General features: G+C 37.4%; 9 protein-coding genes. 5 read left to right on the forward strand and 4 right to left on the reverse strand.

Going from position 1 to position 13,881, the window contains the following annotated elements:
* Positions 1-197: 197 nt before the first annotated feature.
* Both cobO and RM347_RS23990 read right to left on the reverse strand, forming a co-directional pair.
* Positions 198-875, reverse strand: a complete 678-nt coding sequence (cobO, locus tag RM347_RS23985) for a cob(I)yrinic acid a,c-diamide adenosyltransferase (protein ID WP_322715630.1) — start codon at positions 873-875, stop codon at positions 198-200.
* 490 nt (positions 876-1,365) lie between these two features.
* Positions 1,366-2,634 (reverse strand): plasmid pRiA4b ORF-3 family protein, encoded by a 1,269-nt coding sequence (locus RM347_RS23990; RefSeq protein WP_322715631.1) that lies wholly within the window; start codon positions 2,632-2,634, stop codon positions 1,366-1,368.
* A gap of 195 nt (positions 2,635-2,829) precedes the next feature.
* On the opposite strand from RM347_RS23990, the gene RM347_RS23995 reads away from it, so the two are divergent.
* The 3 genes from RM347_RS23995 (at position 2,830) to RM347_RS24005 (ending at position 10,184) form a co-directional block, all read left to right on the forward strand.
* Entirely contained in the window at positions 2,830-3,366 is a 537-nt protein-coding gene (locus RM347_RS23995; protein ID WP_322715632.1) for a nucleotidyltransferase family protein, read from the forward strand.
* 184 nt (positions 3,367-3,550) lie between these two features.
* Positions 3,551-8,977 (forward strand): ATP-binding sensor histidine kinase, encoded by a 5,427-nt coding sequence (locus tag RM347_RS24000; RefSeq protein WP_322715633.1) that lies wholly within the window; start codon positions 3,551-3,553, stop codon positions 8,975-8,977.
* Between the two features lie 544 nt (positions 8,978-9,521).
* Positions 9,522-10,184 (forward strand): nuclear transport factor 2 family protein, encoded by a 663-nt coding sequence (locus tag RM347_RS24005; RefSeq protein ID WP_322715634.1) that lies wholly within the window; start codon positions 9,522-9,524, stop codon positions 10,182-10,184.
* Between the two features lie 182 nt (positions 10,185-10,366).
* Here the strand turns inward: RM347_RS24005 and RM347_RS24010 are convergent, their stop codons facing one another.
* On the reverse strand, positions 10,367-10,786 hold the full coding sequence (locus RM347_RS24010; protein ID WP_322715635.1) for a (2Fe-2S) ferredoxin domain-containing protein: 420 nt from the start codon (positions 10,784-10,786) through the stop codon (positions 10,367-10,369).
* A gap of 197 nt (positions 10,787-10,983) precedes the next feature.
* Between RM347_RS24010 and RM347_RS24015 the strand changes: the two genes are divergently transcribed.
* Both RM347_RS24015 and RM347_RS24020 read left to right on the forward strand, forming a co-directional pair.
* A complete protein-coding gene (locus tag RM347_RS24015) occupies positions 10,984-11,376 on the forward strand; it encodes a carboxymuconolactone decarboxylase family protein (RefSeq protein ID WP_322711936.1) in 393 nt (130 codons plus the stop codon).
* A 55-nt stretch (positions 11,377-11,431) separates the two neighbouring features.
* Positions 11,432-12,253 carry an alpha/beta fold hydrolase gene (locus RM347_RS24020; RefSeq protein WP_322715636.1) on the forward strand — a complete coding sequence of 274 codons (822 nt, stop codon included), beginning with the start codon at positions 11,432-11,434 and terminating at the stop codon, positions 12,251-12,253.
* A gap of 41 nt (positions 12,254-12,294) precedes the next feature.
* On the opposite strand, the gene RM347_RS24025 is transcribed toward RM347_RS24020, so the two are convergent.
* Positions 12,295-13,854 (reverse strand): hydantoinase B/oxoprolinase family protein, encoded by a 1,560-nt coding sequence (locus tag RM347_RS24025; RefSeq protein ID WP_322715637.1) that lies wholly within the window; start codon positions 13,852-13,854, stop codon positions 12,295-12,297.
* Between the last annotated feature and the right edge of the window lie 27 nt (positions 13,855-13,881).

Raw genomic sequence — 13,881 nt, forward strand, 5'->3', positions numbered from 1 at the left:
CTTTGGTGCCGTACTCTCGCCGATAACACACCCTACAGATACTTAGATTTTTTCAGAAATCAAATCGGATTCCTATAGCTTGACAAAGTACTAGAAAATATAGACTTGACATCCGATAAAAAACTAGGTTTCTGATCTCTGCTGAATAGGAAACCTAGTTTTTTATCGTCCTCTTTTTCTTCCTCTGTTTACTGAATTTAATATTCAATTCCCGGTTGCGCTTTAACACCTTGATCGCGGAAAGGGTGTTTAACTAGGGTCATTTCGGTTACTAAGTCAGCACACTCAATTAAAGCGGGTGGTGCGCCTCTACCTGTGAGAATAACGTGTTTGTTAGCTGGTTTTTGTGCCAAACCCGCTAAAACTTCTTCTACTGGTAAGTAAGCCATTTTAAGGGCGATATTGATTTCGTCTAACAACACCAGTTGAAAGTCTGGGTTGCGGATGTATTCTAATGATTTCTCCCACGCAGCGCTAGCTTTGTCGAGATCGCGATCGCGGTCTTGAGTTTCCCAGGTAAACCCTTCGCCCATTGCGTGAAATTCTATCTGGTCTTCCCAATAGCTGAAAACCCTTTTTTCGGAAGGTTCCCAGCTACCTTTGATGAATTGAACGATCGCTACTTTATACCCGTGACCAAGCGATCGTAACACCATCCCCAAAGCCGCAGTGGTTTTACCCTTACCGTTACCAGTATTTACAATAATTAACCCTTTTTCTGGTACAGCTTCTGCTATGCGCTTGTCTTGCACTTCTTTGCGTCGCTGCATCTTTTTGCGGTACTGTTCATCAGTCAGAGATGAAGACATTACCTCATCAATCAAGCGTCCAATTTCTTGGTCTGGGTTCAATTCTTGTGGTGTATCGTTTTTCATCAACCTTGTGTGCAAATAACTGTTAAAACTTTCGAGAATGAATCGAAATTCTGTTAATTATCCGATTTTACTTAAAGCACATAATTGAATACGTCCAGTAAGATTTTACGGAAATATATTTGATACTATCTTAGCTTTTTCTACATAAGTAGTAGACAAGTATGTAAAACTATATGATATCCAAACTGAACTTATAATTTGAGTTTACTATTACTATTTTAAATAATTTAATATGTTCATTAAAGCACTTTACTGATAAAACTTTGTCTTTTTCTTGGGCAGGTGAGTTGGGTAAGATAAAGATTACTATTTTATCACTTATTTAAAAACAAAAGGCTAAGATTCCCTACTTATCTAAGAAGTAATAAATGTTGTTGTATCGCTGACAACTTCATGCTTCTGTAATTTTGATAAAATGTTGACAAACATAGAACTACAGCGTAGAAAGACACGGGGACATTTTCACTCTCCTCGTTTCCCCAAATCCCCCTCATCCGTCATCTTCATCCGATTCATCATCCTCACTCCAATACTGTTGAGGTGCATTTCCCTGAACTTCTAAAATCTTGGCTTTTTTTATTTTGTTATCAGGTGGATTAATTGCTTCTAACAGCACATCAAATTTCCAGCTGTCACCAAAATCATAAAGATAGGTCATCTTAACACCTGGTTCTACAGACAAATCACCAATCTGTACTTGATCTGCAAATGGAGGTGTTTCCATATAGGGATGACCGATTTTTATTATGCGACCAAAACGGTCTTTATAACTAAACTCGTACAGGTGATCGTAATCAAAGTCAAAAGCATCGAGAATTGTCTCTGCTAGCCAGCTTAATGGTTTTTTTGCTGGGATGGCAATACGTCGCCAAGCCTTATCAATGGATACTTTAAAAATATAAATACCATCAGTAAAGCCTTGCTTTTGAACAAGTAAATTATGCTCCCATTCTGGAAAAAATGGTTTAAAAGGTGACTGCAATTTTCCAAAATTAACATTTACATCATCCTGTAATTCTCCTCGTATACCCAATGGAAATAGTAATTGCAACAGAGCATCACCAAAGGGCAAACGTTGTAAACTATGAATACGCCATCCTTTGCCTTCTTGTGGTTTTCCATGTTTGATAGATAAAAATCCAAATAACTCTAACAGGGCTACATTATGTAGACCAGGATAATAACTAATATCGTGTTGGTCTTCATATTTAGGAAATTTCAAACCTTTATCTGGCACGCGGGGCCAAAGTTGAATGCATCTAAATAAATTCCCAAATGAATCTTGATGTTCGCCCAAAATTTCGTTATTTCCCCAAATCAACCAGGCTTCTAATAAGTTGAAATAGCGTTCTGTTGAGTTCAGACTTGACCATGATTGCAAAGTTGCTGCGTCTAAAACTAAAACCTGCTTCTTCCCTTGGGATCTAATTTGGGCTATCCCAGAACTGCGTAATAACAGATATAGTCCATTAATGTAGGGGTATGATTTTTGTACGGGGCGTTTGAGTTTAGTTTCAATTGGGTGACTTAACTGAGAATTAAGTTCTGATAGTACTTTTAGCGGTAGAAGGTTATTAACACTACTAACTTCCACTCCATTTGGTTGCAAGAAATCTATCAGGGTTTGAAAGTCATGCAGAATCGTACCAGGTTGATTTTGATCGATACTGAGTTCTTGTAGGAGTTGTTGTTGTGACTCTGTTAGGGAAGGGAGTTCAGGATTGAGTGTGCGTTCTAGTCGCGCAAATAAATCTTCCATAAATAAAAATTCTAAATTCTAAATTCACGATTTAACCTTCCGTAAAACCCTGTTATTTTTATACTATGAGTTCAGCAGTTTCCCTAAAAAACATTGAACCGCCAAGTGTCACCCTTGAACTATCAACACCGTAAGTTTAATGAAATGTGAATGATAATATTTTCACCTTCTACTTGACAATCCCAGGAATTTGATATGAATAGTAACACTCGCCTACAGATGATTTTAGCGGATACACGTATTGATACAGTATTACCTGCGATCGCTCAACTAAATCTACCTAATTGGTGGTTAGCCGGAGGTGCAGTCCGAAATACCGTTTGGTCTTCAGTTTTTGGTGAGAATTGTGGGTTAGGTATTAAAGATTTTGATATTGCATTCTTTGATATAGAGGGGAACCGTTCTCAAGAACTAGCAGCGAAGGCGACTCTCACAGAACAATTTCCTCATGATGAGTTCGATGTCAAAAATCAAGCTAGTTTTGCTCGTTGGCGTCTTGGTAGTAGACCCTACACTAGTACAGAGGATGGCATTACAGATTGGCTGCACACCGCTACTGCTGTGGGAGTTCGACTAGATAGCCAAGGTCAATGGCAATTTTTCACACCCTACGGATTGGATGACCTATTTGGTGGCATTATTCGACCTACACCAACACATACTCATAATTTAGATGCCCATAATAAGGCCTCTGGATTTTTACAAAAGTGTCCTTATCTGCGGTTGGCGTAAAAGTTACAGTCAGATTTTAGGCACTGGTTTCCGTTACAAGGGAATAATCGCTTTTTAATTTACAACCCTTGAGTACGGAATCCCAATGTTAATAATTTTCTACCGTTGGGAATAATTAAACTAGAACCCCTTTCACGACGGAATGGGGGTGATGCTAATTTTGTAACTTTATAGTCAAAAATCAATGCCAAATCGTACTGGATACCAAATAAACTCGATTCTCCACGAAGGAATCCAAACAATTATTTATCAAACACAAATTCCAAAGACACAACAGCGAGTTATCCTCAAGCTGCTTAAAAATGAATATCCTACTCTCGAAGCCTTTACTCACCTGAAAAACGAGTATCAAATTCAGCAAGGTTTAGATCATCCCAATATAGTTAAATCTATTAGTTTAGAAACCTTTGAAAATCGTGTGGGACTGTTGTTGGAAGATTTTGGTGGTCAGTCTTTAGATAAACTACTACAAATAGAAAAATTTAACTTAATTAACTATTTAAAGATTGCTATTCAACTGACTAAAGCTTTAGATTATTTGCATAATAACCAGATTATTCATAAAGATATAAAACCCAGTAACATCATCATTAACTCTCAGACAGGTATTGTTAAGCTCACTGACTTTGGTATAGCTTCTCGCCTCAATAAGGAAAATCCTCAATTTAATAACCCTAACTGCGTTGAAGGCACACTTGCTTATATGTCTCCTGAACAAACTGGGAGAATGAATCGCATTCTTGATTATCGTACTGACTTTTATTCTCTTGGTGTAACTTTATATGAAATGCTCACTGAGAAAACACCATTTTTTAGCCAAGATCCCTTAGAAATAGTTTATAGTCACATTGCTGTTCAACCGATAAACCCGCAGTCATTAAATCCGCAAATTCCTACTGCTATCTCTGAAATTGTGATGAAGCTGATGGCCAAAAACGCGGAAGACAGGTATCAAAATGCTACAGGATTATTAGCAGATTTAGAATTATGTCTTAACCTGTTAGAAACCAAAGGAATAATTACTGATTTTGTCCCAGGTCGTTTAGATATCTTGAGCCAGTTATTAATCCCTCAAAAATTATATGGTCGTGAAGAACAAGTTAATGAACTGTTAGCTGCATTTGAGCGTGTTACATGTGGAACTAGTGAAATGATGCTAGTTTCTGGCTATTCTGGTATTGGCAAATCAGTTTTAGTCAACGAAGTTAATAAACCCATTACTCGCAGACAAGGGTACTTTATTTCTGGTAAATTTGACCAATTAAAGCGAAATATACCTTATGCTTCTTTAATTCAGGCTTTTGCTTATTTAATGCGGTATTTGCTGACAGAGAATAATGAAAGAATAGAAGCATGGCGTAATAAAATATTATTAGCTTTGGGAACAAATGGAAAAGTTATTACTGACGTAATTCCAGAAGTAGAATTAATCATCGGTATACAGCCGGAAGTTGCCCAAATTGGCGCAACAGAATCACAAAACCGTTTCAATCATGTTTTTAAAGAATTTATCCAAGTTTTTACTCAAAAAGAACACCCTTTAGTCATCTTTTTAGATGATTTGCAATGGGCAGATTCAGCCACATTAAATTTAATCCAACTACTTGTAACTGACACAGACAGCAAATATTTTTTATTTATTGGGGCATATAGAGATAATGAAGTTAGTCCGGCACATCCTTTAATCCAAAAAATAGAAGAAATTAAGAATAGTGGCAGAGTTGTTAATAATCTAGTATTGCAACCTTTAAATTTAGACAATGTGACTCAGCTACTTGGCGAAACTCTCCAACAAACAGAGATTAAGCAGCATGTAGAAACGAGAATATTTAACAAGCAAATTATTGAACTAGCTGAATTAATTTGTAACAAGACAGGTGGAAACCCATTTTTTATAACACAACTAATTCAAGCACTTCATCAAGAAAAGCTGTTTATATTTGACTTTGCTAATGCTAAATGGCAATGGAGCATAGAGGATATTCAAGCAATTGGAATTACCGATAAAAACGTAGTTGAGTTAGTTGCCAGTCGAGTTGAAAAGCTACCAAAGTTCACCCAAGATGTTTTAAAACTAGCAGCTTGTGTGGGTGACAGATTTAGTCTGGATATTTTATCGATAGTCAATGAAAAATCACCTTCTTTGACAGCGAATGATTTACACTCGGCTTTGCAAGCGGGATTAATTCTACCTTTAAGTGAAGCTTACCGTATTCCGTTAGTTTTTAATCAAGAAGAAGCGGTTAATTTAAATTTCGACAGTTCACGGGTGGGTTACAAGTTCTTGCATGATAGAGTACAACAAGCAGCATATTCGTTGATTCCAGAAGAACTAAAGAAATCTACTCACCTGAAAATTGGGCAATTGCTTCTCCAAAATATACCTAAAGATGAAATAGAAGCTAATATTTTTGATATCGTCAATCAGTTGAATGTAGGTATTGTTAACCTGATAGAACAATCTGAAAAAACTGAATTGGCACGATTAAATTTAATTGCAGGGCGAAAAGCTAAAGCTTCTACAGCTTACGAAGCTGCTCTTAAGTACTTCACAAATGGGATAGAACTTTTAAATATAGATGCTTGGCAAACTGAATATACCTTAACTATCGGTTTATATGAAGGAGCCGCAGAGGTAGCCTATCTGGGCGGTAATTTTGAGCAGATGCAACAATGGGCTGAGGTGGTGCAACAACAAGCCAAAGTCCTTCTAGATAAAGTGAAAGTCTATGAAGTACAAATTATCGCTTCTATAATTCAAAGCAAACAACTGGAAGCCATTCAGATAGCAGTATCAATTCTGCAATTGTTAGGAATAAGTTTTCCAGATGAACCGACATCAACTGATATTCAGCAGGGGATGGATGAAATCGCTGCTTCTTTGAAAAGGAAAGCTATTGCAGATTTAATTAACTTACCATTAATGACCGATCCTAACAAGATTGCAGCTATGAGAATCTTAATGGGAGTTCTTCCTGCGGCTTTTCAAACTGCTCCTGCAATGATGCCAATTATTGTCTGTAAAATGGTGAATTTGTCCTTAATGTATGGGAATACGGCTGTATCTGCCTATGGTTATAGTCTTTATGGATTACTTCTTTGTGGAGTTCAAGGAGAAATTGATTCTGGCTATGAATTTGGAAAATTAGCTTCACGTCTGGTATCACAATTTAATGCTGAAGAACTTAAGGCTAAGATTCTGACGGTTGTTAGTGCCCATGTTATGCATTGGAAAGAGCATGTTAGGGAAACATTAACATCATCAATGGCAGGGTATTCTAGCGGTCTTGAAACTGGAGATTTAGAATATGCTGGTTATTGTGGTTATATTTATCCCTATCATTCATTTTGGCTAGGTAAGGAACTTTGGGTTTTAGAAAAAGAACTGACAGCTTATTGCGATTCGCTGAAAAAAATCAAGCAACAAGTAGCTTTAACTTGGAACTTAGTATATTTACAAACAGTTTTGAACTTGAAAGGTAATTTTGAAAATGTGGACTGTTTAATTGGAGAAGCCTACGACGAGCAAAGTATGCTGCCAATTCATCAGCGAGTAAATGATCTTTACACAATTAACCATCTATTTGTTAATAAGTTGATGCTCTCTTACATATTTGGGGAGTATTTGAAAGCTGTAGAAAATGCTGCGATCGCAGAAAAATCTTTAGGTGGTGTTACAGGATTATTTGTTGTTCCACTGTTCTATTTTTACGATTCTTTAGCCCACTTGGCAATATATCATACTGCTAAAGAGTCTGAGAAGCAAGCTATTCTAGAAAAAGTCCGAGCTAATCAGCAAAAGATGGAACTTTGGGCTACTCATGCTCCCACAAATCACTTACATAGATTTTATCTTGTGGAGGCAGAACGATATCACGTTTTGGGGCAAAAGCTTGAAGCAATGGACTATTATGAACACTCTATTGCCAAATCTCAAGAAAACGGTTTTCTCCAAGAGGAAGCTTTAGCTTATGAGTTAGCCGGAAAATTTTATCAGTCTTTAGGTAAAGAGTTAATTCATCAAACTTATATAACTAAAGCCTATTATGCCTATATTCGTTGGGGTGCGATCGCTAAAGTTAAACACTTAGAATCAAAGTATGCTTTTCTAGTAGGACAAACTACTACTATAGAAAATAGTACTTCAAAAATAGATACAATTCAGCTTACTACTAGCACTACTACCAATAGCAGCTTGAGCGATTTTTTAGATTTTAATGCATTCATTAAGTTTTCACAAGCGATTACTAATGAAATTGTCTTAGAAAATTTATTAGGCAAACTGATCAAAATTTTACTAGAAAATGCTGCTGCACAAAAAGCGGTACTACTTCTACTTAAAGATAATCACTTGTATGTCGAAGCTTCTGGAAATACTGCTAACGATGTTGTGACAGTTTTAGCCTCTATTCCTGTTGAAACATATCATGATTTACCACTCTCTGTAATTAATTACGTTTTCCGAACTCAGCAATATCTTGTATTAAATGATGCTAGCCTTGCAGAACCTTTTAACCTTGATATCTATATTCATAAATTTCAAACAAAATCAATTTTCTGTTTGCCTATTATGTACCAATCACAGCTTACTGGGATTATTTATTTAGAAAACCAGTTATCATCAGGAGCTTTTGTTCTAGAAAGAGTAGAGGTATTAAAAGTTTTAGTTTCTCAAATGGCAATAGCCATAGAAAATGCCAGTTTGTACACAAGGGCGAAAGATAAATCTAGGGAATTAGAACAGTCAATAAAAGATTTACAAGAGGCGCAACTACAACTTATCCAAAGTGAAAAAATGTCTTCTCTGGGAAATTTAGTTGCAGGTGTCGCACACGAAATAAATAATCCTATTGCTTTTATTACAGGTAGTATTGCCCAAGCAAAAGATATTGTTAAAGATTTGATAGACTATCTGCAATTGTACCGAGAAAAATTCCCAAATCCTGGTGCAGAAATTGAAGAAAAAGCCGAAGAAATAGATATAGATTTTTTGCTAAAAGATTTACCCAAAATGATTGATGGTATGACGGTAGGGACACAGCGCATTCGTAATATTAGTACATCTCTCCGTACTTTTTCCCGTGCCGATACTACCTCTAAAGTATTAGCGAATATCCATGAGGGCATTGATAGTACTTTAATGATTTTACAGCATCGACTGAAAGCCGATCATAATCGTCCTGCCATTCAAATAATTAAAAATTATGCATATATTCCATCGGTAAAATGCTATTTAGGACAATTAAATCAGGTATTTATGAATATTCTTGCAAATGCAATTGATGCTTTAGAAGAAGCAAATATCGGTCGTGATTTTTTAGAAGTTCAAGAAACATACCCTAATATTATTACCATAGAGACTTATTTAGAAATAGATAATAAAAATGTGGTAATTAAGATTAAAGATAATGCCAAAGGAATGACTGAAGAAGTTAAATCTTGCATTTTTGAAAATTTGTTTACTACTAAATCTGTAGGAAAAGGTACGGGATTAGGATTATCTATTAGTCAGCAAATTATAGTAGAAAATCATGGTGGAAGATTGATTTGTGAATCAGTTTTAGGAGAAGGAACACAGTTTATAATTTCTATCCCTATTTTGGGAGATTAGGGACTTCCAATTAAAAACATATCCCATCGCTTTGATGGCAGGGGAGCAGAGAGCAGGGAGAGGGAAAGTTGTTTTGAAAGATTGAAATTGGATAATTTATTTTTTGGAGTTCCCTTAAAAGACTTTTGATAGTTACAGCCACAGAACCCCGACTTCTTGGAGAATTCGGGGAATTATCATGAATGATCTAGAATTGCCAGAGTGATTATATTTGATTTCTGTCACTTGGTAAAATAAAATTTATCTCACTATTAATAAAACTATGTAAGTAGTAACTTGTTTACTTAATCAAATCAATATAAATTAAGTTGCAATTATCACTTACAAACTGGATGCATACTTGCTATAACTAATTATATACATCAAATCTTGTCCTATTTCATCATTTACTATAAGACAGATTTTTTAGCATACATAAAATGTAATTGCTAGCAAATTTTGCAAGTATTTTAGCCATGTCTAATGAGCTAAAACTATTAGCTAAAGCTTTAGTTTATGGTAAATTGCAAGATGCGTAAATCGTAAAAACTAAGGTGGCTATACTGTGGAAAAAAGAAGAGGTAATGGGCGAATAGTTACAAATTCTATCTCGTTTCTGTTAAGTCAGATAACTCTGATTGTGATTGCAGTTGCTCTTGTGCTGTTTATTGGAGGGAGGTTTGAACTAGCAAGTGCAACTCAACCTAACGCAGAATTAGAAATTCAACAATTAACATCCTGTTATGCACTGGGAACTGACGCTATTGGTAGAGGAAATCTCCTAGAGGGAAAGAATATTTATCGGGATTGTTTTACTCAAGATTCAGTCCTCACTGCTATTTTTCCTGATGGTGCGAGTGAAACACGTTATGGGACAGATTCTTGGGCGGATTTTGTCTATTCAGTATTCCAAGGAAATGGATATCAAGCTACTCAACATTTGATGGGTACGATAAACATTTCAGTTGAGAATAATAAAGCAGCGATGACCTCTTATCTCCATGCGACTCACAAACGTTCGGAAACCAGCATTGATGTCGCTAATGGGACTTATGAAGATCAAGTCGTCAAAATAAATGGGCGCTGGAAAATTCGTAATCGTACTCTCAAACTCATCGATTTCTTGAATCTCAGTTCCCCAACTACTAATTCTTCAAGCACTAATGCTCGAAGCATTAATTCCTCACCTACCTTTGTAAGACCAAATATACCTCGTTTAAAAGAATAATTCTTGAGATTGAAATAGCGCTAATACGGGTTGGATAAATATTCTTTACCTCCCTTATAACCTGGAAAAAGGGGTGAATTAAAATATTCACCCCTTTTTTATTTGCCACTTCACCAAAACATAGTGCGAGATAAAATACAGTTTTGAATTCAATAATTTTAAGCTTTAGTAAACCTTTGCAGTCAGCCTTGATTTTGTTTGATGTATGAATAGAGAAGTTCGCGATCGCTCTGGGGATTTACAATTAAGCATGGTCTATTACCGCCACTTCTATTACTGACAAGAACAACAGTAATGCCCATCCGGGGACAAACTCCTAAACAACTGGTGCTAACGACCCGAAATTCACCCCATAATCCCTCAAATTTTAAACGCGATTTCAACCAATTCTCTAAATCTTCGGAAGCCGTTGAGCCTGATTGCTCGTTTGCACATTGTGAACACACAAGCACCAAACCAGACTCCCATCGCGGAGAAACGGTTGGAATAGAAGTTTCTAATGGGCGAGAATTTATTACGGGCGATGGTTGCTGAGAATTGGATGCAGACCTCTTGAGGATACGTTTGAGCAATCTCTTAATACGCTGGATCAGTTTTTTCATGGACGACCCTACCTATTTCTCTCTCTGAGAGAATAATATAAGTTTCCCGTTTAGTCTGTTCAAGTAGATAAGTATCAGTAACCTGACATTGGCTAAAAGTTTCAGCCTCAAAGACTCAAGTTACTATCTTTAAATTGCAACTCAGTATTACAATCTAGGGGTTCCCACTCGCTGGGGAGACTATATGGAATTAAAACATGACTAAGCTGATCGAATACGAAGAAGCCAGCGACGAAGTACGTGCAGTGTATGACGACATCCGCATTACACGTCAGAATGACTACATCAATAACTTCTGGAAAGCCATAGCTAACCATCCGCCCACCCTGCAACGAACGTGGCAAGCGTTAAAGGAAGTGATGGTTAGCCCTGGTGAAATTGATCCACTGATGCGCGAACTGATTTATATCGCCGTGAGTGCAACGAATGGCTGTGAGTATTGCATCGCCTCGCATACAGCGGCAGCACGTGCCAAGGGTATGAATGATACTATGTTCGGGGAACTAATGGCGATCGCAGCTACTGCCAACATGACCAATCGCCTCGCCAACGGCTATCAGATTCCAGTGGACGAGAAATTCAAGACATAGCAGTATAGCCTTGTCTATCCCTGCTTCAAAATAAGGTTTAGCAGAATCATTTACTATGCCCAAGGTTCAGATTAACGGGATTGATTTGTTCTACGACATTAAGGGAACGGGTGAGCCTTTACTATTAATAGCTGGCTTTCTTTGCGATCATGCCTATTGGTCGCTAATTATGCCATCGCTGGTTTCGCAGTATCAAGTCATTCGCTTAGATAACCGAGGTATGGGGAGAAGTTCTGCTCCCGAAAGTCCCTATAGTTTGAAACAGATGGCTAGTGACGTAGCAGGATTGCTCGATCGCATCGGAATTAATCAGGTGCATTTAGCAGGTCATTCAATGGGTAGTCAGATAGCCCAAGAGCTAGTGTTAGCACACCCTGAAAAGGTAAAAAGTCTGATGCTACTCTCATCTTTGGCAAAGGGTGATGCATTATTCAACAGCATCATCGAGACTTGGGGCGAACTTCCTAGTAATGTAGACCTAAAACTTTATGAAAAAGTCGTATTGCCCTGGATATTTACAGATGCATTCTACTCGATTCCGGGAATGATCGAAGGTCTGATTGAATTTGCTATCAGATATCCTTTCCCGCCTGCGACTCATTCACTTTATCATCACAGCCAAGCCATCCTTGGTAGTGACACAACAAATAGTCTCCAAGAAATTCGTTGTCCTACCTTAGTTTTGGTTGGTAAACAAGATATTCTCACTCCACTAAAATTTTCTCAGCAACTTGTTGAAGGTATTCCCAATGCTGAACTTGTAGTCATCGAACGTGGTGGTCATGGCTTCTTGATTGAGTCACCTGATGTTGTAGTTTCAGCTATGCTTAATTTTTTGGGGAAGTTTAAGCCAGCTTATACTAATTTTGGCTTTTAGATTTTGGTGAGTCCAGTGTTGCAAAATTTTGGTAAATGGTATTAGGATTTCCCAAAGCCACCGCCACCAGGAGTTTCGATCACAAAAACATCTCCAGTTTCCATCTCTACTGTTGCTGTGCTGTCTAAATTCTCTTCAATTCCATTCTGACGTTCTATCCAGTTGCGTCCTACTTTTCCTGCTTCCCCACCATTTAATCCAAAAGGAGGAACAACCCGATGACCAGAGAGAATATTAGCTGTCATCGGTTCTAGAAATCGAATGCGGCGGACAACTCCATTACCACCCGAATATTTTCCTTTACCACCGCTATCAGAACGAAGATTAAAGCTTTCTAAAAGTACAGGATAACGGCTTTCTAAAACTTCTGGATCGGTCAAGTGGGAGTTAGTCATGTGGGAATGGATACCATCAGTTCCATCAAAATCAATTCCTGCCCCAGAGCCGCCACAGATAGTTTCATAATATTGATATTCCTCATTACCAAAAGTAAAATTATTCATCGTTCCTTGAGAAGCAGCCATGACACCTAAAGCACCATATAAAGCATCAACAATAGTTTGAGAAGTTTCTACATTACCCGCTACTACTGCTGCTGGATAGGTTGGGTTGAGCATACAGCCAACCGGTATAATAATTTCTAAAGGATTAAGACACCCAGCATTGAGAGGAATATTATCATCAACTAGAGTCCGGAAGACATATAAGACTGCTGCTTGAGTTACAGCTTTGGGAGCATTAAAATTACTATTTAGTTGCCGAGAAGTTCCAGTAAAATCAATAGTAGCACTGCGGTTTTTTGGGTGAATCGTCACTTTAACTTGAATTTGTGCTCCATTATCCATCTTATAAGTAAATGAGCCATCCTTGAGAACTGCGATCGCTCGTCTAACCGACTCTTCAGCATTAGCTTGCACAAATGTCATATAAGCTTGAACAGTATTGAGCTTGTATTGTGAAACCATTTTAGAAAGTTCTTGAACTCCCCGTTCATTTGCGGCAATTTGTGCTTTGAAATCAGCTATATTTTGGTCAGGGTTACGAGCAGGGTAAGTATGATTTGACAGGTGCTGTCTTACTGCGGATTCTCGAAAATTTCCCTCTTCAACCAAGAGGAAATTATCAAAAAGAATTCCTTCTTCTTCTACTGTGGTACTGTGGGGAGGCATAGAACCGGGAGTAATTCCACCGATATCTGCTTGGTGTCCACGAGAAGCAACAAAAAAGAGGGGAGTAGGTAGATTATTTTCACTACTTTCCAAGAATACAGGGGTAATTGCAGTGACATCAGGGAGATGTGTTCCGCCATTATAGGGGTTATTAGATAGATAGACATTTCCCGGTTTTAGGGTGTCGCCTTTATCATTAATTAAACTGCGGACACTTTCACTCATTGAACCTAAATGTACAGGGATATGGGGGGCATTTGCTACTAATAATCCCGATGAGTCAAAAATAGCACAGGAAAAATCCAGCCTCTCTTTAATATTCACAGATGTGGCCGTGTTTTGTAACACAATTCCCATTTGTTCGGCGATAAATTGATAGAGATTTTTAAATATTTCTAATCGAATGGGATCAGCTTGAGATGTTGTATACATTTTTAACTCCTTTTTATAAAAAACGCA

The sequence above is a fragment of the Nostoc sp. ChiQUE02 genome (assembly GCF_034531305.2).
In the GTDB taxonomy this organism is placed as follows: domain Bacteria; phylum Cyanobacteriota; class Cyanobacteriia; order Cyanobacteriales; family Nostocaceae; genus Nostoc.

Bases quoted from the DNA above. Each gene is read 5' to 3' on its own strand.
- cobO (WP_322715630.1), bottom strand. From the start codon at position 875: ATGAAAAACGATACACCACAAGAATTGAACCCAGACCAAGAAATTGGA.
- RM347_RS23990 (WP_322715631.1), bottom strand. From the start codon at position 2,634: ATGGAAGATTTATTTGCGCGACTAGAACGCACACTCAATCCTGAACTC.
- RM347_RS23995 (WP_322715632.1), top strand. From the start codon at position 2,830: ATGAATAGTAACACTCGCCTACAGATGATTTTAGCGGATACACGTATT.
- RM347_RS24000 (WP_322715633.1), top strand. From the start codon at position 3,551: ATGCCAAATCGTACTGGATACCAAATAAACTCGATTCTCCACGAAGGA.
- RM347_RS24010 (WP_322715635.1), bottom strand. From the start codon at position 10,786: ATGAAAAAACTGATCCAGCGTATTAAGAGATTGCTCAAACGTATCCTC.
- RM347_RS24015 (WP_322711936.1), top strand. From the start codon at position 10,984: ATGACTAAGCTGATCGAATACGAAGAAGCCAGCGACGAAGTACGTGCA.
- RM347_RS24020 (WP_322715636.1), top strand. From the start codon at position 11,432: ATGCCCAAGGTTCAGATTAACGGGATTGATTTGTTCTACGACATTAAG.
- RM347_RS24025 (WP_322715637.1), bottom strand. From the start codon at position 13,854: ATGTATACAACATCTCAAGCTGATCCCATTCGATTAGAAATATTTAAA.